The organism is Neobacillus sp. 114 (assembly GCF_030127045.1).
GTDB lineage: Bacteria > Bacillota > Bacilli > Bacillales > Cytobacillaceae > Neobacillus > Neobacillus rhizophilus.
Window position 1 is genome coordinate 5,649,284 of the sequence record NZ_CP126144.1, and the last position, 23,580, is coordinate 5,672,863.

Annotated in this window: 20 protein-coding genes and 1 pseudogene; 10 read left to right on the plus strand and 11 right to left on the minus strand. The window is 45.2% G+C overall.

The window, feature by feature from the left end; translation table 11 throughout:
- Positions 1-129 (minus strand): annotated as a pseudogene (locus QNN06_RS31500) (magnesium chelatase subunit ChlI family protein); the annotation flags it as partial.
- A 146-nt stretch (positions 130-275) separates the two neighbouring features.
- Here QNN06_RS31500 and QNN06_RS27765 point away from each other — a divergent pair.
- Positions 276-539, plus strand: coding sequence for a hypothetical protein (locus QNN06_RS27765; RefSeq protein ID WP_217032320.1), 264 nt, complete (start codon positions 276-278; stop codon positions 537-539).
- Positions 540-596: 57 nt separating this feature from the next.
- Here QNN06_RS27765 and QNN06_RS27770 read toward each other — a convergent pair whose 3' ends face one another.
- Positions 597-1,037: a ferritin-like domain-containing protein gene (locus QNN06_RS27770; RefSeq protein WP_213117592.1), complete on the minus strand. Its 441-nt coding sequence runs from the start codon at positions 1,035-1,037 to the stop codon at positions 597-599.
- 299 nt (positions 1,038-1,336) lie between these two features.
- Here QNN06_RS27770 and QNN06_RS27775 point away from each other — a divergent pair, with 299 nt between their 5' ends.
- Both QNN06_RS27775 and QNN06_RS27780 read left to right on the plus strand, forming a co-directional pair.
- Entirely contained in the window at positions 1,337-1,942 is a 606-nt protein-coding gene (locus tag QNN06_RS27775; RefSeq protein WP_284036388.1) for a DUF3267 domain-containing protein, read from the plus strand.
- 283 nt (positions 1,943-2,225) lie between these two features.
- Positions 2,226-4,310 (plus strand): molybdopterin-containing oxidoreductase family protein, encoded by a 2,085-nt coding sequence (locus QNN06_RS27780; protein ID WP_284036389.1) that lies wholly within the window; start codon positions 2,226-2,228, stop codon positions 4,308-4,310.
- Between the two features lie 203 nt (positions 4,311-4,513).
- On the opposite strand, the gene QNN06_RS27785 is transcribed toward QNN06_RS27780, so the two are convergent.
- Positions 4,514-4,867 (minus strand): hypothetical protein, encoded by a 354-nt coding sequence (locus QNN06_RS27785; RefSeq protein ID WP_284036390.1) that lies wholly within the window; start codon positions 4,865-4,867, stop codon positions 4,514-4,516.
- Positions 4,868-5,030: 163 nt separating this feature from the next.
- A complete protein-coding gene (locus QNN06_RS27790) occupies positions 5,031-5,864 on the minus strand; it encodes a YitT family protein (protein ID WP_213117589.1) in 834 nt (277 codons plus the stop codon).
- Between the two features lie 331 nt (positions 5,865-6,195).
- Between QNN06_RS27790 and QNN06_RS27795 the strand changes: the two genes are divergently transcribed.
- Positions 6,196-9,723 carry a bifunctional 2',3'-cyclic-nucleotide 2'-phosphodiesterase/3'-nucleotidase gene (locus QNN06_RS27795; RefSeq protein WP_284036391.1) on the plus strand — a complete coding sequence of 1,176 codons (3,528 nt, stop codon included), beginning with the start codon at positions 6,196-6,198 and terminating at the stop codon, positions 9,721-9,723.
- Between the two features lie 193 nt (positions 9,724-9,916).
- Here QNN06_RS27795 and QNN06_RS27800 read toward each other — a convergent pair whose 3' ends face one another.
- Positions 9,917-11,872, minus strand: coding sequence for a bifunctional 2',3'-cyclic-nucleotide 2'-phosphodiesterase/3'-nucleotidase (locus QNN06_RS27800; protein WP_284036392.1), 1,956 nt, complete (start codon positions 11,870-11,872; stop codon positions 9,917-9,919).
- A gap of 181 nt (positions 11,873-12,053) precedes the next feature.
- Here QNN06_RS27800 and QNN06_RS27805 point away from each other — a divergent pair, with 181 nt between their 5' ends.
- Complete coding sequence (locus tag QNN06_RS27805; RefSeq protein WP_284036393.1) at positions 12,054-12,473, plus strand: VanZ family protein; 420 nt, start codon at positions 12,054-12,056, stop codon at positions 12,471-12,473.
- Between the two features lie 68 nt (positions 12,474-12,541).
- Here QNN06_RS27805 and QNN06_RS27810 read toward each other — a convergent pair whose 3' ends face one another.
- The 3 genes from QNN06_RS27810 to QNN06_RS27820 all read right to left on the minus strand — a co-directional run bounded on the left by QNN06_RS27810 (position 12,542) and on the right by QNN06_RS27820 (position 14,571).
- Positions 12,542-13,417, minus strand: a complete 876-nt coding sequence (locus QNN06_RS27810; RefSeq protein WP_284036394.1) for an ADP-ribosylglycohydrolase family protein — start codon at positions 13,415-13,417, stop codon at positions 12,542-12,544.
- Between the two features lie 88 nt (positions 13,418-13,505).
- Complete coding sequence (locus QNN06_RS27815; protein ID WP_213117584.1) at positions 13,506-13,946, minus strand: NUDIX hydrolase; 441 nt, start codon at positions 13,944-13,946, stop codon at positions 13,506-13,508.
- Between the two features lie 160 nt (positions 13,947-14,106).
- Positions 14,107-14,571, minus strand: coding sequence for a hypothetical protein (locus tag QNN06_RS27820; protein ID WP_249366598.1), 465 nt, complete (start codon positions 14,569-14,571; stop codon positions 14,107-14,109).
- Positions 14,572-14,840: 269 nt separating this feature from the next.
- On the opposite strand from QNN06_RS27820, the gene QNN06_RS27825 reads away from it, so the two are divergent.
- Positions 14,841-16,139: an NCS2 family permease gene (locus QNN06_RS27825; protein ID WP_217032337.1), complete on the plus strand. Its 1,299-nt coding sequence runs from the start codon at positions 14,841-14,843 to the stop codon at positions 16,137-16,139.
- A 142-nt stretch (positions 16,140-16,281) separates the two neighbouring features.
- Here QNN06_RS27825 and galE read toward each other — a convergent pair whose 3' ends face one another.
- Entirely contained in the window at positions 16,282-17,253 is a 972-nt protein-coding gene (gene galE / locus QNN06_RS27830) for a UDP-glucose 4-epimerase GalE (RefSeq protein WP_284037989.1), read from the minus strand.
- A 222-nt stretch (positions 17,254-17,475) separates the two neighbouring features.
- Here galE and QNN06_RS27835 point away from each other — a divergent pair, with 222 nt between their 5' ends.
- Entirely contained in the window at positions 17,476-19,128 is a 1,653-nt protein-coding gene (locus QNN06_RS27835; protein WP_284036395.1) for an N-acetylmuramoyl-L-alanine amidase, read from the plus strand.
- Here the strand turns inward: QNN06_RS27835 and QNN06_RS27840 are convergent.
- On the minus strand, positions 19,125-19,352 hold the full coding sequence (locus tag QNN06_RS27840) for a hypothetical protein (RefSeq protein WP_213117581.1): 228 nt from the start codon (positions 19,350-19,352) through the stop codon (positions 19,125-19,127). The two genes, QNN06_RS27835 and QNN06_RS27840, sit on opposite strands and share 4 nt — an antisense overlap.
- Positions 19,353-19,481: 129 nt before the next feature.
- Between QNN06_RS27840 and QNN06_RS27845 the strand changes: the two genes are divergently transcribed.
- The 3 genes from QNN06_RS27845 (at position 19,482) to QNN06_RS27855 (ending at position 22,294) form a co-directional block, all read left to right on the plus strand.
- Entirely contained in the window at positions 19,482-20,291 is an 810-nt protein-coding gene (locus QNN06_RS27845) for an N-acetylmuramoyl-L-alanine amidase (RefSeq protein WP_284036396.1), read from the plus strand.
- A 315-nt stretch (positions 20,292-20,606) separates the two neighbouring features.
- Positions 20,607-21,110: an Lrp/AsnC family transcriptional regulator gene (locus tag QNN06_RS27850; RefSeq protein WP_213117579.1), complete on the plus strand. Its 504-nt coding sequence runs from the start codon at positions 20,607-20,609 to the stop codon at positions 21,108-21,110.
- Complete coding sequence (locus tag QNN06_RS27855; protein WP_217032343.1) at positions 21,107-22,294, plus strand: aminotransferase; 1,188 nt, start codon at positions 21,107-21,109, stop codon at positions 22,292-22,294. Before QNN06_RS27850 ends, QNN06_RS27855 begins: the two co-directional genes overlap by 4 nt.
- A gap of 247 nt (positions 22,295-22,541) precedes the next feature.
- Here the strand turns inward: QNN06_RS27855 and QNN06_RS27860 are convergent, their stop codons facing one another.
- A complete protein-coding gene (locus QNN06_RS27860; RefSeq protein ID WP_284037990.1) occupies positions 22,542-23,534 on the minus strand; it encodes a zinc-binding dehydrogenase in 993 nt (330 codons plus the stop codon).
- Between the last annotated feature and the right edge of the window lie 46 nt (positions 23,535-23,580).

The following is a 23,580-nucleotide window of genomic DNA, read 5'->3' on the forward strand; positions in this document are numbered from 1 at the left end:
CTATCGTTTTAATGCTCCTCCGTTCAAGCGAATGGCCCCTGCGATGCTTTGACCTGTGATGTGTGGACTTCCTTCGAGGTCGGAGATGGTGCGGGCGTGGCGGATGATTTTGATTTGTGCTCGGTTACTGAGTCCTTTTTTTGTTTAATAGCTCATTTAAGGTCCGCTGCTGCCCCTCTTTCAGCGGGCTTGTTTTCATGAGGGCTTCATAAGGCTGTAAACTGTTCGTAATACATAAAAAGTCCTACTTGAAAATAATTATTTTATAAGGGGGGATGTTTCTGAATGCAATAAGATTGCTTCAAAGGGTGGTTGGTGCAGTACTCTTGATTTTGGGTATATACCTTATTTTCGGAACGCAAGAGTTCTTTGGGACCATATTGATTATCTTGGCTTTCTTAATTTTCCCAAGCATTAAGAAAGAAAAATCCTCTGGCCATCATTATGATGATAGAGACTATTTACATGATACCGCTAATGATAACGATAATTATGGCAGTTCCGACAGTGGAGGCGATTCAGGTGGCGGCAGGGACTAATCATGAACCATCTAGCAAAATGACCCCGGTAAGGATACTGTTTACCGGGATCATTTTTTATTTTCTTTTTGAAAAAAAGTACAAAAACCACACCGCATGATTCTGTTCATCCGCGGCGGCCCTGCGAAAGACCTCCCTAATAAACGGGTCGTTTGCGGTATCGGAAATTTCTAGATAAAAATCGACCGTTTTTTGCTCATCCACCAGGGCAAACTCCAGCCCATTCAGGTAATTTCCGGGACATTCTTCAATAATTTTCGGCTGCGGATGCTGCCCCGTTAGTCTTCGGTATATTTCCACAAACTGCTGATAATGTTTGATTTCATCCTGGCGAATTTCCAGGATTTGATCTCGTTCTCCCTTGTTAGAAGCCAAATTGGCCAGCTTGGCATAACAATCGATGGCACTGTACTCCCCATTGATCGCCCTCTCCACTTCACCTATCAATTTATTGCCTTGCCGGTTTAATGCGTCAAGGTAATTGGAATAAGGATACATAGAAAAACCTCCCACCCATTCTTATTTAATATCCTATGGGTGGTAAGGTGATTGGTGAAAGGATAATAAATTTTTGAGGTTCCCATCAAAACAGCAAATTCAACAAGATTTCCCGGGAAAACTACAAAATTCGACTCTAAAAAGGGCCTTTTTGATGTAATGGGTGGGGCTCCGACAGTTATTTGAGAGTAAAGAAACCAACTGTTTTCTTTTTGGAAAGGCTATATTTCCAACAAACGGAAACTTTTCACATCAAGAGACGTATATATTTTTAGGACTGTTAATGATGGAGGTATTTCGTGAAAATAAAAACCAAGTTGCCAGAATTTAATGAAGATGTACACCTTGAGCTTATTAAAAACAATTGGGTTCCGCTGAAAGAACCTAAACATTTGGTAAGTGCTATTTTTTTGTCTCTTCCATTAATGATGATCAATGGACTAATCTCTAGTGGGTTAATAAATCTTTTCTCTCCTATTTCATTGAGGGAATTTGGGCTGCTATCCGATTCTATATCTTTAACCATCGACTTTGGAGTCATTTTCTTAATCATATTTCTTGTCATTCTTCACGAATTACTTCATTTGCTTTTCATCCCCAATTTTATTAAATCAAAGAATACATTTATTGGGCTAACATGGTTTGGCGGGTTTGCAGCCACTGAAGAAGTGATGTCAAAATCAAGATTTATCCTGATCACAATAGCACCATTCTTAATCATTTCCGTTGTTTTGCCATTTATATTAGGTTTCTTCGGGCTATTAACTTCGACATTAAAGTTTTTGATTATAGTAAATTCATTGGCTTCATCTGTAGATATGCTGAATCTCCTACTGATAATCAAACAAGTTCCGAATAATAGTATTTTAATAAATAACGGGCACAAGACCTATTGGAATCATTAACATACGGACTTCAAATTTTGAAGCCTTTTTTAGTTTTAAAAAAAACAGCCCATCCTTGATTTAAATCACATACTTATTTTGTCGCGGCGAGGTTGGCTGGATTTTGAATTTGGCGTTCTAAAACAGATTTCGTATTGGGTGATAGTAAAATGTCTTTCAAAATGTCCTAGATTTACAATAAAAAGATGTTTTGTTCAATTAAGTTTTTCTCTCCAACCACTGGTGACAATCAAGCACATTCTGCGATAGTATAAATCTATCAAACTCTTTAAGGAGAATGCTTATGCCTTCCTACGAAAGTCTCCCGCGAGATGGAATTTTTCATGCGGTCTGCCCGCTTGACTGTCCGGATCAGTGCGGCCTCCTGTTACACAAAAAAGACGGCAAGATTGTCAAAGTCGATGGCGACCCGGAACACCCCGTGACAAAAGGGCACATTTGCAATAAGGTTCGGAACATGGCGGAACGGATTCATGACGAAAAACGCCTGCAATATCCGCTGAAGCGCATCGGGGCAAAAGGCGAGGGACGGTTTTTGCGGATTAGCTGGGACGAAGCGCTGAGCAACATCACGGATCGCTGGAAGCAACTAATTCAAACAGACGGCCCTGAGAGCATCCTTCCCTATAGCTTTTACGGAAATATGGGGCGGCTAGCAGCCGAAGGTATGGACCGCCGCTTTTGGAACAGGCTTGGTGCCTCACGGCTTGACCGGACCATCTGCAACTCGGCCGGGGCAGTCGGATACAAGTATACAATGGGCGGTAGCTTTGGCATTGACCCTGAGGAGACAATTCACACGAAGCTGTTCATTTTCTGGGGCATCAATGCGGTGAGCACGAACATGCACCAAGTGGCTTTGGCGCAAAAGGCCCGCCGCGAAAATGGAGCCAAGATTGTCGTCATCGATGTCCATAAAAACCAAACTGGAAGATTGGCGGATTGGTTTATTCCGATTTTGCCGGGCACGGACAGCGCCTTGGCCCTCGGCATCATGCACATTTTGTTTGACGAAAACATGGTCGATGAAGACTTTTTGAAAAAATATACGGTTGGGCACGAGGAACTGCGAGAGCATGTGAAGCAATATGACCCGGCTACGGTTTCTAAAATTACCGGGGTGCCAGCAGACGATATCTATGGCTTGGCACGAATGTATGGGTCTACGTCGCCTTCTTTTATTCGAATTGGAAATGGCCCGCAGCACCACGATAATGGCGGCATGTTCGTCCGGACAGTTTCCTGCCTGCCAGCGCTGACTGGCCAGTGGCTTGTGAAGGGCGGCGGCGCCATCAAAGGCAATTCGGGATACTTGGCCCATAACGCAGCAAGGCTGCAGCGGCCTGATTTTTTGAAAAATAAAAACACACGCAGTGTGAATATGAATTTGCTCGGCGATGCCTTGTTAACGCTTGATCCGCCTGTGAAGTCAATGTATGTATATGGTTCTAATCCGGCAGTTGTGGCTCCTTCAAGCGGGAAGGTGCGTGAAGGACTTGCACGTGAAGACTTGTTTATTGTGGTGCATGATTTATTTTTAACAGAAACGGCCAAGTACGCGGATATTGTGCTTCCGGCGACATCGTCGGTCGAAAATACCGATTTCTATACTTCGTACTGGCATCATTTTGTGCAGCTGCAGCAGCCGGTCATCGAACCGTTCGGCGTGGCGAAGTCGAATGTCGAGGTATTCCGACTGCTCGCTGAGCGAATGGGCTTTACGGAGACGGCGTTTACGGAGACGGAAGCGGAAATGATTACGTGTGCGCTTGATAACCCGCGAAATCCTTATATGGGAAATGTGAACTACGAGGTGCTGGCAGAGCGCCATTATGTGAAGGCTGATGTTAAGCCGCTGTTCCCGGGCAGGCTGCCGACGCCAAGCGGGAAAATCGAATTATACTCGGAGCGGATGAAGGAGGACGGGTACCCGCCGCTGCCAACCTACGTGCCGTTGGTGGAAGATGACGGTGAGTTCCCGTTTCAATTTGTCCCGGGACCGAATCATAATTTCTTAAACTCGACTTTTTCTAACAACGATAAGCATGTTTCCTTGGAAAAAGAGCCGCGTCTCTTTATGAATTGCAAGGATGCGACACGACTGGAGATTGAGGATGGTGAACATGTCCGGGTCTGGAACCATCGTGGTGAGGTAGAGCTGAAAGCCGCGGTCGGGGACAGCGTTCTTCCGGGAGTGGTTGTGACACAGGGTTTATGGGCTGATGAAGCTAAGAAATCGGGCGCAACCGTAAACACATCAACAAAGTACCTGGTTAACTCCCTCACACCTGACCGAATTGCCGATATGGGCGACGGCGCCACCTTCTTCTCAGGCCGAGTGGCAATCGAAAAACTGAATGGGATGTAAAAACACTCAAAATGTCCACGCACGGTGCCTGACACCATAAATGCCCCATCTTACAACTCTCTGTAAATTATAATAAAAGGAAGTTTTCCAAATTCTAAAGAATGAGGATTCTTCCTTTTTTTGAAACGCTGATTTTTTGATAATCATGGGGTTCTCAAATGAATATTTTACGGATTGTATATGCAGATTTTTTATTGAAGGTCTTATAACTGAAGATGTATTTTAAGTTTCGCCAACTCCCGTTCATTTCTAGCTGCCTTTTCCCAAATATGGTCCTGGTCTGCTTGCATGTCGGTTAGCTTTGCATGGATTTCCGCAAATTGTTTTTGGTTTTCGGCACGCATTTCCGAAAGTTCCGCTTTTATCCCTAGCTGTTCACTTCGTAATTCTGACAGTTCTGCTTTTATTCCTTGCTGTTCCCCTCGTAAATTTGACAGTTCTGCTTTTATTCCTTGCTGTTCCCCTCGTAATTCCGACAGTTCCGTTTTAATCCCGCCTACCATTCCAATTAAATTAGAAAGCATTTCTTCTAGCCTGTCAAATCGTTTCCCATCCATCACAATCACCTCCCTTTTCTAAAAAAATTATACTCCTATATACTTTGGATTACTATGCCAAAAACAGTAAACCTGTCGAACTATCACATATCATACAAAATTCTGTCAGTGTCCACCCCACGTGGACAAAACCCAATTTGTCCACGTGCGGCGCCTGACACCTCTACCCTGCTTTGTACCCCTTCCCCATCATTTCGTGGACGTTGTGGACGGTGACATAAGCGTTTGGGTCAATGCATGCAATGGTGTTTTTGAGTTGAACGATTTCTTGTTTGTTGATGACAATGTATAGGACCTCTTTTTTCTGGCCGGTATAGCCGCCGTGTCCTTCGAGGACGGTAAGGCCGCGTGACATTTTCTCGGTAATAGCGGCCAAAACTGCCTCAGGCGAGTTGGAAATGACTAAAACGGCAACCCGTTCATCAAGCCCTTCCACGATGAAATCAATCGCCTTCGCCCCGACGTACACAATCAACAATGTGAACATCGCTTTTTCCAAGCCGATGATGAATATCGATCCTGCGACCACGACAATGTCAATGATGAGCATCGCTTTTCCCATGCTCCATCCAAAAAATTGATTCGCCAGTCTTGCCAAAATGGTCGTGCCCCCAGACGTTCCGCCAGCGCGAAAAATAAAGCCTAAACCTGCTCCCACTAGCAATCCGGCAAACAACGAGGCAAGCAGGGTATCCTCCGTCAGCTTTCTTCCGATATCCTCTGTTAAAAATAAAAACCCTGAACAGGCTGCAAGCGAAACTAGTGTATAAACAAAAGCTCTTTTATCAAAAAATTTATATCCTATTAAAATTAGTACGGCATTTAATACGAAGTTCACAACACCTGGCGACCAGCCAAACAAATAGTGAGCCACAATGGTGATCCCTAAAATGCCGCCTTCGGAGAGATGGTTTGGGATGGTAAAATAATTCACCCCTATCGCAAAAATAAGGGCACCAAGAAAAATATATAGGATGTCCTTTGCCGTTTTTTTCATGAAAATACCGTCCTTCTCTTAAGTTCTATCTATAAGGATACAACATAATATCAAAATTGTTTATGGAGGGGGCGAAATTTCGAACTTAAGTATATTTAGACCTACGACTTTCTTCCCTTACGAAACTTGAAAAAGTTTTTTATGATGAAAAAGCTTGGGTGAAAAATAAGGAAAAACTACCTAAAAAAGGACATAAACCCTCAATTAAAACGTATTTTTTGAATGATGCTAATTTTGTCCTTCAATAAGAACAAATTGGTACTTAGACTTTTTTTAGGGGGGATTCCATTTTTCCTGAAGTAAAATGATAGATTTTTAGGAGGCGACATGGTTGAAAAAGAGAGAAATAACTAAAGCAAAGAGACTTTTATCCGCAGCACTTGCCGTTTCACTTGTAACCGTTCCATTTTTTCCAACAGGGAAAGCTAATGCAGCCCCGAAAAACAGCAATGCTAATCCAATGGTAGAACTCCGTCTAATGGAAACGACGGATCTGCATACCAATCTACTAAACTATGACTATTACAAGAATGCCGAATACTTAAAGGTTGGACTGGCCAGTACCGCAGCGCTTGTGAAGGATGCCCGTGCAGAAGTAGATAACAGTCTATTGGTTGATAATGGTGACTTGATTCAAGGGACGCCGCTCGGTACCTACTTTGCAAAGGTAGAACCGTTAAAACGCGGCCAGGTTCACCCGGTCTTCAAAGCGATGAACCAAATGGGCTATGATATGGCCACATTGGGAAATCATGAGTTCAATTATGGCCTTGATTTTTTAGAAGAAGCATACAATGACGCGAATTTTCCATTTGTCAATGCGAACGTATACATTGATGACCATGACAATAATCCGGATAATGACGTAAACAAATTTACGCCTTACAGAATCATCAACAAAAAAGTCGTCGATGAGCAAGGCAAGAACCATGTGATCAAAGTTGGCTTCATCGGCTTCGTGCCGCCGCAAATCAACGAGTGGGACAAGGCGAATCTGGACGGCAAGGTTATTACAAAAAATATCGTGGACACAGCTAAAAAGTTTATTCCGCAAATGCGTGAAAAAGGAGCGGATGTCATCATTGCGATGACACACTCCGGATTCAACGGAAACAAGGCCAACACGGAAGATGTCATCTATGCCTTAAGTGAAGTGCCTGGCATCGATGCGATTACGTTCTCACATACGCATAAGTTGTTCCCGGCAAAGGACGTTAATTCTCTCGATGGATTGTTCAAAGGAGCTGACGGCCAACCGCTACCTGGTGTAGATAATGCAAAAGGAACCATTAACGGCGTTCCAGCTGTCCAAGCTGGTTATGGCGGCGGATCGTTGGGGATTATTGACCTTGATCTTGTGAAGGTGAAAGGAAAATGGTCAGTGGCTAATTCTCTGTCTGCCACACGTGAGATTTATTCGCCAACACAGGTAAAGCCGGTTCAATCCATCGTGGATGCGGTGAAGGCGGACCATGAAGCAACAATTAAATACGTTAATACTCCGATTGGAAAAACAACCGATGATATCTACAGCTATTTTGCACTAGTACAGGATGACCCTTCCATCCAAGTCGTCACCGATGCGCAAAAATGGTATGTGGAAAAATATATTGCAGGGAGCAAACCGGAATATAAGGACCTGCCAATCCTTTCAGTTGGTGCACCATTTAAGGCTGGCCGCAACGGAGTGGCCGAGTATACAGAAATTCAAAAAGGCGATTTAACCATTCGCAGTGCCGGCGACTTGTATTTATACGATAATACGCTGAAGGCCATTAAGGTCAAAGGCTCTGTTGTCAAAGAGTGGATTGAAATGTCAGCAGGGAAGTTTAATACGATTGACCCATCGAAAGCAGGAGATCAACCTCTATTAAACTCAGGGTTTCCGGTTTATAACTTTGACGTTATTGACGGTGTTCAATATCAAATCAATGTAACTGAACCAGCTAGATATGATAAGGATGGAAATCTAGTTAACCCGGATTCAAGCCGTGTTGTCAACCTGACTTATAACGGTCAGCCTGTCGATCCAAATCAAGACTTTATCGTGGTTACGAATAACTATCGTGCCGGCGGCGGCGGTAACTTCCCAGGCGTAAAGGGAAGCGAACTGGTTGTAGATTCAGCAGATGAAAACCGTCAGATTTTGATGGATTATATTACGGAAAAGAAAGAAATTACGCCTACTGCTGATGGAAACTGGTCGATTGCCCCAATCGCCGGAAATGTGAATGTTACCTTTACATCTTCGCCTGAAGGAGCAAAATTCCTTAAGGAAGGCAGCAATATTTCCTATACCGGAAAAACCGACAAGGATGGCTTCGGCATTTATAAATTGAACTTAAGTGTGGAGCCTGTCAAGGTCCAGCTGCTTGGCATGAATGACCTACACGGACAATTGGATACGGATACAACAGTAAACGGCAAACTTGCGGGGAGCATGGAATACACAGCCGCGGCACTTCGAGAGCGTGAAGCAACCAACCCAAACACCCTGCTTGTCCATGCAGGAGATATGATTGGCGGCAGCCCGCTTATCTCTGCTCTTTTTCAAGATGAACCAACCGTCGAGGTCATGGAGTCATTGGGCTTTGATGTCGGCACCCTTGGCAACCACGAATTTGACGAGGGAATCGATGAGCTTCGCCGGATGATTAATGGCGGGGAGCATCCTGACGGAAAAGGAACGGCTGGATACGATGGGATGAATTTCCCGGTTATTGCGGCCAATGCTTATGACAAATCCACTGGCGAGTTAATCACAGCACCATATGCGGTGAAAGAAGTCGGCGGCGTGAAAATTGGCTTTATCGGCGTCATCACCCAAGAAACGCCGGAAATGATTGTCACAAAGGGCAACGAAAACCTACAAATTACCGATGAAGCAGAAGCCATTAACAAATATACGGCAGTGTTAAAAGAACAAGGCATTCGGGCCATCGTCGTTCTCGCACATAATCCAGCGGCACAGACTGGGTATACAGATAAGTTCGATGCTTCAAAAATTGCAGAGACTATTGATGATGAGGTCGATGTGATTTTCGCAGGACATAACCATGTTTATAACAATAGAATTGTAGATAACAAATTAATTGTTCAAGCCTACTCTTACGGTTCTGCTTTTTCCGATGTTGACCTTGAGCTAGATCCTGTATCTGGCGATGTCTTGAAGAAGGAAGCGGAAATCGTAACGGTTTTCCAATCTGATTATACTCCTGACCCTGCTGTGTCATCTATCATGAAAAAGTATGAGGATTTGGTGGCACCGTTAAAGGCCGAGGTGGTAGGCAATTCGTTGACTAGCCTGGTTAAGGGATACCCTTCTGCTGCAGATGTGATTGGTGACAACGGGCTAGGCAACCTGATTGCCGATGGCATGAAAGCAGTGATGAACTCAGACTTCGCCCTGATGAACGGCGGGGGTGTCCGTGCCGATCTTGACGCAGGAGAAGTGACGTTCGGCGATTTATTCGCGATTCAGCCATTCGGGAACGTACTAAATAAGGTTTACTTAAGCGGTGCTGATTTGGAAACAGTTTTGAACAATCAGATTACCGACCGCGGCCTCGACTTCCATATTGCTGGTTTCAAGTACACCTACACTTTTGACCCGGTATCGAAAACTGGAAAAGTTGTCGACCTCTTCCTGCCTGATGGAAGTAAGATTGACCCTAACAAGGAGTATTCGGTTGTCGTGAACAATTACATGTATGGAAATGCGAAATACGGAATTGGTGCTCTATCAACTGGCCTTGAGGTAGGTCCAGAGGATTTAGAGGCAACCGTTGAATTTGTCAAATCCCTTCCGAAACCATTTGAATATAAGGCTGAGGGACGGATTCAAAAAGTGACACAATAATTGTTTTTAGCAAAGCAGTCTGACCTCGGGTTAGACTGCTTTTTTTACGCCTCACTACGTAATTGCGAGGGTTTACTACATAAAATGGATTTCTCACCACAAAATTTTAATTTCTTACTACAAAATCCTTTGCCCTCACGACATTTTTTGGAATTATCATCCAATAAAAACCTTTTTGTCTACATTAAATGAATTAATTTGTTAAATCAATCGAATACTTCGCAAACCCGCCGCCCGATGGACCGATATATTGAATATTTTTGAATAGCTTTGTGTAGTCCTGCGCCCTTGGCGAGGATTCGAATAGAGGGACGACTGTGCCTTGGAATCTCGCAATAGACCAGTTCTGATCCGCAGACGGGTTAATCGTTTTGTTTTCGCGAATATAGTTCGTGATGATTTGGCGATTTTCATCCGGTGACTGAAGAATGACTTCACCCTGGCTAACCCCCGGAAAGGTTTTGCTGGATGCACGGTAATTATTTGTTGCGACAATGAACCTCTGATCCGCGGTAACCGGTTTTCCCTGATAAGTTAGGTTCACGATTCGGCTTGAGTTCGGATTAATCAGTTTCCCGTTATAATCATATTTCGCAGGCTTGGTCACATCCACCTGGTACTGAACACCGTCAATGATATCAAAATTATAGGACCGAAAATCTGGATTGACTAGCTGCTCCTCGCCTCCCGTTGCTGGATTTAACTGATTGAACTGCCCTGCACTCATTTCGAGCCATTCCTTCAGCTGGGCTCCGTTCACCAGTACAGCCTGGAGAGTATTCGGATACAAATACAAGTCAGCGACATTTTTGATAGCCAGTGTTCCTTCTGGGATATCCGTGTAATAGCTGGACCCGCCGCGTCCGCCGGCTTTAAATGGCGCTGTCGCCGAAAGGACCGGAATGCCTGCAAATTTGCTGTAGGTTGGATCCTTCAATTTTTCAACCAAATACTCCGTTTGCGCATTATTGACGATTTGCACGGATGGGTCGTCCTGAACAAGAGCGAAGTAGCTGAAAACCGGTGCGCTAGTCTCGCCAATCGGCTGGTTGACATAATCAATCGTGCCTATATGCTCCGGCAAAATCTCATTCATTAAGGCTTCGTCAGTTTCCACAAGCGAATTGCCTTTTTCATCGACAATCGGCCTAAGTGTACTCGTGCCGCCAGCGACCGCCCATTTTCCACGGATTTTTTGCAACTTAAGGTCAATGACACCCAAATGGCTCCCAAACGAACCCGCCATCGCGACTGGTTTACCGTAGATAGTTCCTTTTTCAAGATTTGTATTTGGCAAATTCGCATAGAGCGGACCCGGGAATAAGTTATGCGAATGACCGGTAAATACGGCGTCGATGCCCCTGATTTGTGTTAAGTAGTAGGCTGCATTTTCCATGTCAGGTGAATAGGGTTCAGCGCTGATTCCCGTGTGGGAAAGCGCCACAATCACGTCAGCCCCCTTCTTTTTCATTTCCGGGACAAGTTTTTTCGCCGATTCTACAATCGACTTGGTGGTAACCTTACCCTCTAAATTAGCTTTATCCCATTCCATGATTTGGGGCGGCACAAAGCCAATCACCCCTACTTTAATGACGTGATTTTGCCCCTCATCATCGATCACTTTTATATTAAAAATAACATAAGGCTCAAAATAATGTTTACCCGTTGTTGCATCATAAACATTAGCGTTCACTACCGGCATTTTCGCCCCTTCAAAGGCACGGGTTAGAAAGTCCAACCCATAATTAAACTCATGGTTGCCGACAGTAATCGCATCGTATCCCAGCATATTAAAGGCCCTCGTGACTGGATGGACATCACCATCTTTTAGCCCTCTTACCTTTGCGACATAATCCCCCAGCGGATTCCCTTGTATATTATCGCCATTGTCAAAAAGCAATGAGTTTTTAACCTCGTTCCGGGCTTGTTTAATCAAAGAGGACGTCTTCACTAGCCCTACCTTGTTATCTTCTTTTGTCTGGTAATAATCATAGTTTGCTAAAAATACATGCAAATCAGTGGTTTCAAGCAGGCGTAACTGAACCGTAGGATCCTCCCTTACTGCGTTGGCTAATTTCGGAAAAATATGACCTGTGAGCTGCCAGGCTATTAAAAGCAGCAAGACAGCCACAAAAGATATCCTCTTCATTAAAGAAAAATCCTCCCCTTACCTGTCAAAAAATCATACAAACAAAAATAGTATTTGTAGAATGTTTTAGAATATGAATTAAAGTGGAGAAATTTAAAGGAAACCTGGGCCATCAACAAGTCTAAGCGGGGTTTAAAATAAATTCCTGAAGACCAAAATGGTGGCTAGAGGAGGCACTTTTATGAGAGTTTTACTAATTCTACTTTGTGCGGGAGCCATTTTTGTTTCTACGTGTACATATAGCTTTGATCAATTAATACGGATTGGGGAGATTCGGTTTGAGTGGGACCTTCATCCAGACCTATCTGTGTTCCTAGAGCCATTGCCAGCCCACCTTAGTGGTGACTTTCTGCTTCAAAAAGCGGGACATTTCAGCGCTTTTTTCATCCTGACAATATTGCTGCAATCACGATTTCAAGCAAAAGGGGCAGCGCTGATTCTCGCCATTTCCTACGGGGTATTCACCGAGATTCTACAATTATACTTTACCCGCGATGGAAGACTGTTTGATATTGGGTTTGATTCCGCCGGCGTTTTTATCGCGTTGTTTGTTAGAAGCTGTATACCTAGACAGCAATACAGAGATATTCACTTTAAATAAAAAAGCTGGCCGCCCCCTAGGGTTTGACCAGCTTCTTTTATTCTTGTTTAGAATGGCTCAGCCTATTTCTATTTGGCTAATTCATAGAGCTTTAAACCTAACTCTTCTAGATCTGACTTTACAAGCAATACATCACAGTACCCTCGTGGCAGCTCCTTATAGCCACAAGCTAAGCCCGCTAATCCGCCTGCGATGGCGGCGACTGTGTCCGTATCATAACCTTCGTTGGCAGCACCTATCACAACGTCCAAGAAGGATTCGCAGTTGAGAAGCCAGTGTAAAACCCAATGCATGGTGTTCACAACGAAACCATCCGGCGGGGGTGTGGGTCTTTGCCCATTTAGAGCAGGTTCATAGATGGTTCCCTTGATTTCGGCTTGGATGGCCTCCTTCAGCCCTGCGCCATGAAGGACGTGATAGGCGACTCGGTTATAGATGACACAAGCTTCATCGGCTAAGGAGTCGTAATGTGTCATTTTAGATTGTTCCCTTGTCATTTCTTCTACTTTTTCGAGGTCCCGGTAGGCTAATGCAACGGGAAGGCAGCGCATTAATGTGCCATTGCCTGCAGATTTACCACTAAGATAGTGGTTATGGGCTTTTTCGGCAGCAACTGCCCAACTGCCCTCGCTGTATGTACTTATAACCGCACGAATGATATTGCCAATATCTTTAGGGTTCGTCGCATACCATTTTAAAAATTCTTCCCCAATCGACTCGATCGGGCTTTCTGGGTTCTTTAGGATCCCCTTTGCAACAGCCACGGTCATCGCCGTATCGTCAGTGGTTTCCCCTTTTGCCAGGTTCCAGACCCCGCCGCCGATAATCCCGGTCACCTTCCCATATTTTCTGCGAATTTCTTCCCTTGTTAAAAATTCTGTCGTGCCGCCCATTGCGTCCCCAATGGCCAGACCGAAAAGGGCACCTTTAATTTTGTCTAACATAACTTCACCTCTTCGTTCATCAAAAGATATGGTGCATGAGTGGGGCTCTTACGCCGCGGAAATGATGCATAAGAACCGTCCCCATGCATCATCCAAACTTGTTAATAATGCTAGCTACTAACGGGCTTGTCTTTTCTGGGAGATTTCCGATGTCAAAAAATCCAGCGTCTAATGTTTCATGGCCATCAATTTTGATATTTGCGTTTTTAATATCTTTTGATTTGTATGCAATCGTGATGGGATAGAATTGGTCGCCATTTGGTAGCTCGACAAAATACTGTTTTCCTGAAAAGACCCCGGCCAGCTCGAGTTGGCCAATTTCAACTCCGGTTTCTTCGAATACTTCGCGTCTCGCCGCTTCTTCCGCTGACTCACCTAATTCCAGCAGACCACCAGGCAGCCCCCACATTCCGTTGGGTCTTTTTTGGAGAAGAAGCCTTCCCTGATTATCGAGTGCACCCACACAGGCACCGACCAATATCAGCGGCCGTGTTCCAACAATTTTCCGTAAATCTTCTATGTATCCCATTTAAACCTCCAGTTAATTGTTTATATTTATTGTTATTAATTCGGGAAATCTATTACATTCCTCCATACTAAAGGAAAACCTAAAAAGCAATACAGGCACAGCCGGGACAATTGTCTGCCTGAGGCGGACACCGTCCACGTGCAGTGCCTGACACCCTCTATTACTGACCATTGTAATCCCAAAGAATACACCATTTTTCTTTTTCTTTGACGGCGAAGACCTCTTGTTTGAGTTCGAAGTTGCCGTATTTTCCTTTATAGGTTTGGGTGACCAGGATTTTGTAGATATTTTTGAAAGCAGGCCCTTCTTTCGACATTTCCCATTTATCCAGTTTCTCAGCACCATCAAGTGTATAGGTAAATGTTTCAACCCCGAAATGATTCATGAATACATGCGCGCGATCCTGAATATAGGCGCCTTTGCCAAATCTTTTCTTCATCTCGGAATGGAACAGCGCCCAGGAACTGGCGAAATCTCCCTGCTGCTCATATTGATAAAACTCATTCACCACAGCCACTGCCTGTTGGTCCGATGAAACAAAAACACATCTCACCAGCATCAAAACCGCAGCTATCAACAAAATCCCCATAAACAGCCCTTTTACCGGTACATTTCTTCTCCTCATGATGCACTCCTTTACGATGGAAAAGCCTATATACCAAAGAATATGTCTTAACACGTCCAAATAGTATCACTTTAGACCAGGCGCCGCCGGGACAAGTTTCCACCCTGGGCGGACATTTGTCCACGGCCGGTTACTGACACCCTTATTGACAGCCCTATAATAATCATCAAAATGAATGGGAAATATAGAATTACCTATTGCAAGTTTATTTAAATGCGAATAATATTATAAAGTATTTATTCTATCGTTCGTGTTTTGGAGGAACTAAGATGTTTAGACTTACAGAAAATGGTACAAACTGGAGAACAGAAATGATTGCGGGGATAACTACTTTCTTTACGATGGTGTATATCGTCGTGGTAAACCCTGTTATTCTTGCCGATGCGGGTGTTCCGTTTGATCAGGTTTTCACTGCCACTATTTTAGCTACAGTTGTGGGCTGTCTATGGATGGCGCTGTTCGCCAACTACCCAATCGCCATCGCGCCAGGAATGGGGCTGAACGCCTATTTTGCCTATTCCGTCGTCGGTGGTCAGCACATCAGCTACACTACCGCCTTTGCTGCTGTTTTTGTGGCCGGGATTATTTTTGTCATCTTGTCATTAACTCCCCTCAGGGAAAAATTAATTGAAGCCATTCCGGAGAATCTGAAGCATGGAATTACCGCCGGGATTGGCCTTTTTGTCGCTTTTATTGGCCTGCGATTGACCAAAATTATCGTTGCAGACCCAGTTAATCTAGTCCGTCTCGGCAATCTACATTCAGCATCTGCTCTATTAACAATTTTAGGACTAGCCGTTACTCTTATCCTTATGGTTTTAAGAGTGAACGGGGCTTTATTTTTCGGGATGATTATCACTGGAATTGTTGCCTTTTTCACCGGACAGCTTTCCTTTGATAAAGGCTTCCTATCCTTCCCTTCACTTCCAGAAGGGCTGATGGTCGCCAATCCGATCACAGCGCTTGGCGATGTCGTTCATCACAGCCTTTACGCGGTTGTTTTTTCTTTCATTTTAGTAACGATATTTGACACAACCGGAACGATGGTCGGGGTTGCAAACCAGGCGGGATTAATGAAGGATGACAAGCTGCCGCGGGCACGTCACGCTTTGCTATCGGACTCCGTGGCTACCGCCATCGGCGCAATGTTTGGGACGAGCCCAACCACGGCCTATATTGAGTCAACATCTGGGGTTGCTGCAGGCGGCCGGACTGGCTTGACCACTCTTACGGTTGCCATTCTGTTTATCCTATCCGCTTTCTTTGGACCGGTTGTCGGTGCCGTTTCGGGCATTTCCGCCATCACTTCACCGGCGCTCATTATCGTCGGCAGTCTGATGATGGGCAACATTGCAAAAATTCGCTGGAGCGAGCTTGAAGAATCGTTCCCTGCTTTCTTGACGATTTTGGCTATGCCGCTCACTTCGAGCATTTCAACTGGTATCGCCCTTGGTTTTATCAGCTATCCGCTGTTAAAATTGGTCAAAGGAAAAGGGCGTGACGTACACCCGCTTGTCTATGTTTTTGCGGTGCTGTTCTTTATCCAGCTTGCCTTTTTACAACATTAACAAAACGCTTATACCAATATGCAAAAAGTCCAATCCGCAATCGAATGCGAATTGGACTTTTTTAATTTACTATGGGTAAAATTTCCTCATTATAAACGGGTCCTCTTAGAAATGATGCACAAGAACCGTCCCCATGCATCACTTAGTACCGCTGCTCTTGGTGCCAGTTCCAGGCGTCGGCGATGATCCGTTCTAGGTTGCGTTCTGCTTTCCAGCCGAGTTCGTTGTATATCTTATCTGAAGATGCGACGAGTCTTGCCGGGTCGCCGGCACGGCGGTCAGCCATTTCGACATTGGACTTCACACCTGTTACGCGTTCGCATGTTTCTATTACTTCTTTAACAGAGTAACCAAGCCCGTTTCCAAGATTGTATATCTCGGCCGATTTCTTTTCAGATAACAGCGCCTCTAGAGCAAGAATATGGGCCGAAGCCAAATCGGTGACATGAATGTAATCGCGGATACATGTGCCGTCTTCCGTATCATAATCCGAACCGAACACCGAAATCTTTTCGCGCTGGCCTAACAGTTGCTGAAGAATAATCGGAATCAAGTGCGTTTCCGGATCATGGCTTTCTCCAATCACAGCCGATTCATGTGCACCCGCCGCATTAAAGTAGCGCAGTACAACATAATGTAAATCATAGGCTTTTGAAAAATCAGCCAAAATCTGCTCTATCATCAACTTTGAATGACCATACGGATTGATAGGTGCCGTTGGCGTTGCTTCATCGATGATGTCCACATTCGGTATCCCGTATGTAGCCGCTGTGGATGAAAAAATAAAGTTTTTAACATTGTGTTTCATCATAACCTTTAATAAAGTTAAAGTAGAAGCAACGTTATTTTGATAATATTTCATTGGGTCCACGACGGACTCGCCAACAAGGCTGTTTGCCGCGAAATGCATCACGGCATTTATCGGATAACTATGGAATATCATGTCCAAATCTTCTTCATTGCCAAGGTCGCCTTTGACAAAAATCGCCTGGTCGTCAACGGCTTCGCGATGGCCGGTAGACAGGTTGTCCAATACGACGACTTCATCTTTTTCAACTAATTCTTTCACAAGATGGCTGCCAATATAACCTGCGCCGCCTACAACAAGGATCATCATTCATTTCCCCTTATATAAGATTCACGTGACCTAGGTATTATACCATTATTAGAAAAATGATGCCCCAATTTCGGTTTCTTAGTATTTTTTCCAAAAACTTCATAAAACGCATTTCTAGTCCAGAAGGCCGGAGCCATAGGCAGAATGGACTAGGCCCGAACCAATTCCTCGTCTTGCCATAGGATATATATGATTAAAAAATGAAATGGAGGAGATGAAATGAAGATTTATTTAGATCCGGGTCATGGCGGAAATGACCCCGGTGCTCAAGGAAATGGCCTGAATGAGAAGGATGTCACCTTGGACATTGCATTGAAGCTGCGCTCCATTTTAGTCAATGATTTTGAAAACGTACAAGTAAAAATGAGCCGTGAAAGTGACATTACAAAAAGTCTGGGTTCCCGGACAAGCGAGGCTAATAGTTGGGGCGCTGACTTTTACCTGTCCATCCACATCAATTCAGCGGGCGCTTCCGCTCAAGGCTATGAGGACTATATTTATAACGGCCTTTCGAGATCCTCAAGAACTGCCCGGATCCAAAGTATTATTCATGCAGAAGTGTTGAAGGTAAACGAGTTAATTGACCGCGGCACGAGGCAGGCCAATTACCATGTGCTGCGTGAGTCCAATATGGAAGCCGTATTAACGGAAAATGGCTTCATTTCTAATGCTCATGATTCTGCGTTAATGAAGCAGGATGCGTGGCGGCAGAAGGTGGCTCAAGGTCATGCGAACGGTCTTGCAGCAGCCTTTAATCTTGTTCGAAAAAACAATCCCGCTCCCGCACCGCAGCCTTCTCCAGCTCCAACACCGGCTCCTGCACCGCAGCCTGCTCCAGCGCCTGCGCTGTCAAATCCCGGGTCCGGAACCCTTTTTAAAGTCTATTCCGGTTCGTTCAAGTCACGAGAAAATGCGGATGAACGCGTGGCCAAACTGCGGTCGATGGGATTTGATGCCTTCGTGGTAACTACGACAATTTCTAGTGGGACGTGGTACCGCGTTCAGGTTGGAGCATTTGCAAACCGTGAAAATGCCGAACAGCGCTTGAAAGTCGTGCAAATTGCAGGATTTAATGATTCCTTCATTATTATCGAAGGTGGCGGAGGAACTGCTGCAAGCCCGGCAGGAGGAACAAGCAGCACAACGGATAATTCCGAGGCGACTGACAGCAATACTGCGGGTAACGCTCCTAGTCCAGATGTCGGCAGTGTCACAAATGAAGCGAGTGAATCTGCCCCATTAGGCACCACTAACCCGAATATCGGCACTTCTTTAGGGAGCGATTCTGAAACAAGCAGCGGCTCTGACACAGTCATTGAAACCCCGAGTCCCCTTGTTCAAGATTCATCTATTAACTCAATTTTTGGACCAACCTTCTTATCGCCAGAGCATATGAACCGATTTGTAAAAACAGTCAATCCAAGCGCCCCTGATTTGGGAAGCCTTTATTTAAAATATGGCGAATATTACGGAATTCGAGGGGATATCGCGTTTGCACAGGCCGTTCACGAGACAAACTTTTTCCGATTCACTGGCGTCGTCAAGCCGGGGCAGGACAACTTCGCCGGCATTGGAGCAACCGGGCCTAACAATCCAGGTGCCAGCTTCCAAACACCTGAAGAAGGGGTAATCGCTCATTTGCAGCACTTGTTCGCCTATGCGACCACGAATCAACTTCCAAACCAATACCCATTAGTGGACCCCCGATTCCACCTTGTCAACAGGGGTTCTGCCGCGACTTGGACCTCCTTAAATGGCAAGTGGGCAGTACCGGGAACCACCTATGGTCAATCTGTTTTAAACCTTTATAAACGGATGGTGAATTTCTCCATTCAAAATCTGGATAGTATTCAAAAGGAGATACAATATTAAGGAGAGTTCCCACTAATTAAACGTTTGGCGAAAAACAAGCAGTAGTTTCCCCTATTTTCATAGTTGGCATTATCTAATTTGGAAGCCATAAGAGTTGATTGATTTACTGATTTTTTCAAAAAAAAGCATATTTCCTCTTCAAACGTTTGATTAGATTTTGCTTTAGCCCTTTTTTTAAAAAGGGCTTTTCTTTTTTTAACTGATTCCAGAATAAATTGTTCCACAGCCTGTCCTTTGGGGGATTTTTTTCATAAATAAAAGGTGGAAAGGGTAAAAAGCTGGCTGACACCAGCCCGAACCTTGTCCACCTTTTTTTCATAAGATATAGGTGAAATAAGAATGGAGGTGATGAAATGAAGATATATCTTGACCCAGGCCACGGCGGCACCGACCCGGGCGCCCAGGGCAATGGCTTGAATGAGAAGGATGTGACGCTCGATATCTCGCTTAGACTGCGCAACATTTTAATCAATCAATATGAAAATGTTGAGGTAAAGATGAGCAGGGAAAGCGACATCTCGAAAAGCTTGAGCGCTCGGACAAATGAGGCAAATGCTTGGGGTGCCGACTATTATTTGTCGATTCACATAAATGCCGCTTCAAGCGCTGCGCAAGGATTCGAGGATTATATATATAACGGCCTGTCAGATTCCTCGCAAACGGCAAAGTACCGCGAAATAATCCATGGGGAAGTCGTAAAAATGAACCAACTGATCGACCGCGGAATGAAAAAGGCCAACTTCCATGTGCTCCGCGAATCGACCATGCCGGCAATGCTGTCGGAAAACGGCTTTATTACGAATGCGCATGATGCTGGGCTAATGAAACAGGCAGCGTGGCGCCAGGATGTCGCTCAAGGCCATGCAAACGGGCTTGCCAAGGCTTTTAATTTGCAGCGTAAACCAGCCCCTTCCCCACCGCCTAGCACCGGTACGCTTTACAAAGTAATCGCCGGATCGTTCCAGTCCAAAGAAAATGCGGACAAGCAGGGCGCCCTGCTGAAGTCGAAAGGATTCGAAGCGTTTGTCGATACCGTTGTCATCAGCGGAACAACCTGGTACCGAGCTCAGGCTGGGGCCTTCTCCATCCGTGAAAATGCCGAAGAGCGGATGAACACCATTAAAAATGCCGGATTTCCGAATGTGTTCATTTCAGTGGAATAAGCCAGTAATTTAATAGGAACAGTCAGCCCGCCTTTTGGAGCGGGTTTTTTTCATCGGTGTTTGCCATCACCAATACTGCCTCCATTGTTGCCTCCTGCATTAGTGTCTTTCCATTATTGCCTTAAATTGGTGCCTGACACCAGCCGTGGACATTTGTCCGCCCCACATGGACACTTTTTATTGTTCCGCAGTTTTTTTGTGCTAGCACAATATATTTGTTGTATAACAGTATTTGGGAGTGACTTTCATGCTGAGAAGGATTAAAATCATAGATAGGATTTTTTTTAGTTTAGCTAGTTTAGGAGGTACTCCGTTATGAAACTTAATAGTGAAGAAATTGAAATTCTGAAAATCATTGAAGAGAACCACAAAATTTCAGCGGCGACAATCGCGTCCATGGTCATGAGCAACGAGGAAAAGGTCCGTGAAACGATTAAGAAGCTGGAACAACAAAAAATCATCATGAGCTACCCAACTTTGATCAACTGGAGCAAGGTTGAGGGGCAGGAACATACTATTGCCATGATTGAGGTAAAGGTAACACCGAAGCGCGGGGTAGGATTTGACGAAGTGGCTCAAAGAATCTCCCGCTTTCCGGAGGTATCCTCCTTGTATTTGATGTCAGGTGCCTACGATTTATCGATTACCGTTGAAGGAAGAACCATGCACGAAGTTGCTTCCTTTGTTTCTGAAAAATTGTCGCCAATCGAAAGTGTTGTTTCCACCACCACCCATTTCATGCTGAAAAAATACAAGCATGATGGCGTTCGTTTTGACAGCGGCGATGAAAAAGATCGCAGAATGGTGGTCACACCATGACTAATGGCGTTTCGAACTATCTTTCATATACAGCTAAAGAACTTAAGCCGTCACCAATTCGAAAATTTTTCGATTTGGCAGCCAGCATGGAGGGCGTCATTTCGCTAGGTGTTGGGGAACCAGACTTCATCACTCCTTGGAACGTGCGTGAAGCAACGATTCTTTCCATCGAGCAAGGCTTCACATCCTATACGGCAAACGCCGGCTTATTGGAGCTGCGTGAGGAAATTTCAGCCTATCTACAGAGAGGCTTTAACGTGGACTACAATCCCGTTAACCAAATCATCGTCACCGTCGGGGCGAGCGAGGCAATCGACCTTGCCTTTCGGGCGATTGTAAACCCTGGCGATGAAGTCCTTATCGTGGAACCGTCGTTCGTTTCTTACGCTCCATTGGTGGCGTTGGCAGGCGGAACACCGATTCCTGTATCCACTTCACCAGCTAACGGTTTTAAAATTACGGCTGAACAAATCGAAGCAGCCATTACGGAAAAAACAAAAGCCATTTTAATTTGTTCGCCAAACAATCCAACGGGAACTGCGTTAACTCGTAAGGAACTTGAGGAAATTGCTAGAACAGTTGAAAAGCATGATTTAATTGTCGTGATGGATGAAATTTATGCGGAACTGACCTATGATGAGGAGTTTACTAGCTTTGCCGCCATTGATGGCATGTATGAGCGGACGATTTTAATTAACGGTTTTTCCAAAGGCTTTGCGATGACAGGCTGGAGGCTGGGATTCTTGGCTGCTCCTGCTGAATTTGTCGGGCATATGCTAAAAATTCATCAATACACTACCATGTGCGCGCCGCATATGCTTCAGCACGGAGCCATTGAAGCACTCCGCAACAGCTACCATGAGGTTGAATCTATGCGTAATAGCTATCGCCGACGCCGGAATTATGTGGTCGATACCCTGAACAATATCGGGCTGGACTGCCATGTTCCTGGTGGAGCCTTTTATGTATTTCCATCGATTAAGGCAACCGGCCTGAGCTCCGAGCAGTTTGCCGAGAAACTGCTGATGGAGGAAAAAGTGGCCGTTGTACCTGGCAATGCCTTCGGGGAAAGCGGCGAAGGGTATATCCGCTGTTCATACGCTACCTCGATGGAACAGCTGCAAGAAGCTTTGAAACGGATGCAGCGGTTTGTGGAGCGCCGAGTCGGTGCTGTCGTGAAATAATTATAAAGGTTCGGGCGGGTTCTCATGGGACCTGCCCTTTTTTGTTGTTGTCGAACTTTAATTTGCCGAAATTAACCAGATATTCGCTGGTTTTCGGAGTTTATTCGCCAAACTGGACAGGATATTCGCCGATTTTTAAAAGTTATTCGCCAAACGCCTTTAGAAGTGTTCACAACAGGTATTATTTTTTCAAAAAAAATGCCCGACACCGCCCTCGAAGGCTGGTATCAGGCACTTTCCCAAAACATTATCCAATATAAAAGCCAATTTTCCCTAACTGTTCTGCTTTTTCCATCCGCTCGAAGGCCGCGCCGAATTCCTCTAATGAGTACATGCGGTCAACCACCGGTTTAATTTCATGCCTCGTAACGAATTCCAGCATTTCCTTGTATTCCTCGCCGCTGCCCAAAGTGGAGCCAAACAATTTGTACTGGCCATAGAAAAAGTCGCGCAGGTTGAATTCAACGACATCACCCGCCGAAGCACCAAAAGTCACAATCGTTCCGCCCGGGCGGAGCTGCTTTAATGACTTATTAAAGGTTGCCGCCCCAACGCACTCGATGACAAGGTCCATTTTTTCGCCATTAAGCGCCTGCTCCCAGTCTTCGTTGCTGTCAAACGCCTGATCCGCACCAAGTTCGAGGGCCTTCGCACATTTTTCCGAAGAACGGGAAGTCACATACACAACCGCTCCAGCGGCTTTCGCAAACTGCAACAATAAAGTCGCAACACCGCTGCCGATACCAGGGATCAATACCTTCATCCCTTCCCGCACCTGACCCTGTGTAAATAAAGCCCGGTAGGCTGTCAGCGCCGCCAATGATAGCACACCAGCTTCCTCCCAGCTTAAATAGCCAGGTTTCAATGCAACATTATCGGCCGGGACGACCACCTGCTCAGCAAAGGTTCCGTGGAACGGGAGTCCAAGAATTTCAAACCCTGCTGGCGGGGCATCGCTCTTTTCCTTCCAGCCAAGGCTTGGATTGATCAGCACCTCATCGCCCACCTTGACGCCAACAACACCCTCACCGACTCCATCAACCACGCCGGCGCCGTCCGATCCGATGATAAGCGGCGGGTCCGTCGGTTTATGACGCACAAGCACGAACAAATCCCGGTGATTTAGGCCTGCTGTTTTTAGCTTGACCCGCACCTCTCCATCGCCCGGTTGCAACTCTTCCATTTCCCGAACGGCTAACCCTTCAATACCAGCCTTGTCCGCATGCACAACTGCCTTCATTTCGTTCACTCCATTCCGATTAATATTTTGAAAAATATGTACTAAA

What these genes read in the sequence shown, in the direction of transcription:
- QNN06_RS27765 (WP_217032320.1), top strand. Translation starts at nt 276, where the DNA reads ATGTTTCTGAATGCAATAAGATTGCTTCAAAGGGTGGTTGGTGCAGTA.
- QNN06_RS27770 (WP_213117592.1), bottom strand. Translation starts at nt 1,037, where the DNA reads ATGTATCCTTATTCCAATTACCTTGACGCATTAAACCGGCAAGGCAAT.
- QNN06_RS27780 (WP_284036389.1), top strand. Translation starts at nt 2,226, where the DNA reads ATGCCTTCCTACGAAAGTCTCCCGCGAGATGGAATTTTTCATGCGGTC.
- QNN06_RS27785 (WP_284036390.1), bottom strand. Translation starts at nt 4,867, where the DNA reads ATGGATGGGAAACGATTTGACAGGCTAGAAGAAATGCTTTCTAATTTA.
- QNN06_RS27790 (WP_213117589.1), bottom strand. Translation starts at nt 5,864, where the DNA reads ATGAAAAAAACGGCAAAGGACATCCTATATATTTTTCTTGGTGCCCTT.
- QNN06_RS27800 (WP_284036392.1), bottom strand. Translation starts at nt 11,872, where the DNA reads ATGAAGAGGATATCTTTTGTGGCTGTCTTGCTGCTTTTAATAGCCTGG.
- QNN06_RS27805 (WP_284036393.1), top strand. Translation starts at nt 12,054, where the DNA reads ATGAGAGTTTTACTAATTCTACTTTGTGCGGGAGCCATTTTTGTTTCT.
- QNN06_RS27810 (WP_284036394.1), bottom strand. Translation starts at nt 13,417, where the DNA reads ATGTTAGACAAAATTAAAGGTGCCCTTTTCGGTCTGGCCATTGGGGAC.
- QNN06_RS27815 (WP_213117584.1), bottom strand. Translation starts at nt 13,946, where the DNA reads ATGGGATACATAGAAGATTTACGGAAAATTGTTGGAACACGGCCGCTG.
- QNN06_RS27820 (WP_249366598.1), bottom strand. Translation starts at nt 14,571, where the DNA reads ATGAGGAGAAGAAATGTACCGGTAAAAGGGCTGTTTATGGGGATTTTG.
- QNN06_RS27825 (WP_217032337.1), top strand. Translation starts at nt 14,841, where the DNA reads ATGTTTAGACTTACAGAAAATGGTACAAACTGGAGAACAGAAATGATT.
- galE (WP_284037989.1), bottom strand. Translation starts at nt 17,253, where the DNA reads ATGATCCTTGTTGTAGGCGGCGCAGGTTATATTGGCAGCCATCTTGTG.
- QNN06_RS27835 (WP_284036395.1), top strand. Translation starts at nt 17,476, where the DNA reads ATGAAGATTTATTTAGATCCGGGTCATGGCGGAAATGACCCCGGTGCT.
- QNN06_RS27845 (WP_284036396.1), top strand. Translation starts at nt 19,482, where the DNA reads ATGAAGATATATCTTGACCCAGGCCACGGCGGCACCGACCCGGGCGCC.
- QNN06_RS27850 (WP_213117579.1), top strand. Translation starts at nt 20,607, where the DNA reads ATGAAACTTAATAGTGAAGAAATTGAAATTCTGAAAATCATTGAAGAG.
- QNN06_RS27855 (WP_217032343.1), top strand. Translation starts at nt 21,107, where the DNA reads ATGACTAATGGCGTTTCGAACTATCTTTCATATACAGCTAAAGAACTT.
- QNN06_RS27860 (WP_284037990.1), bottom strand. Translation starts at nt 23,534, where the DNA reads ATGAAGGCAGTTGTGCATGCGGACAAGGCTGGTATTGAAGGGTTAGCC.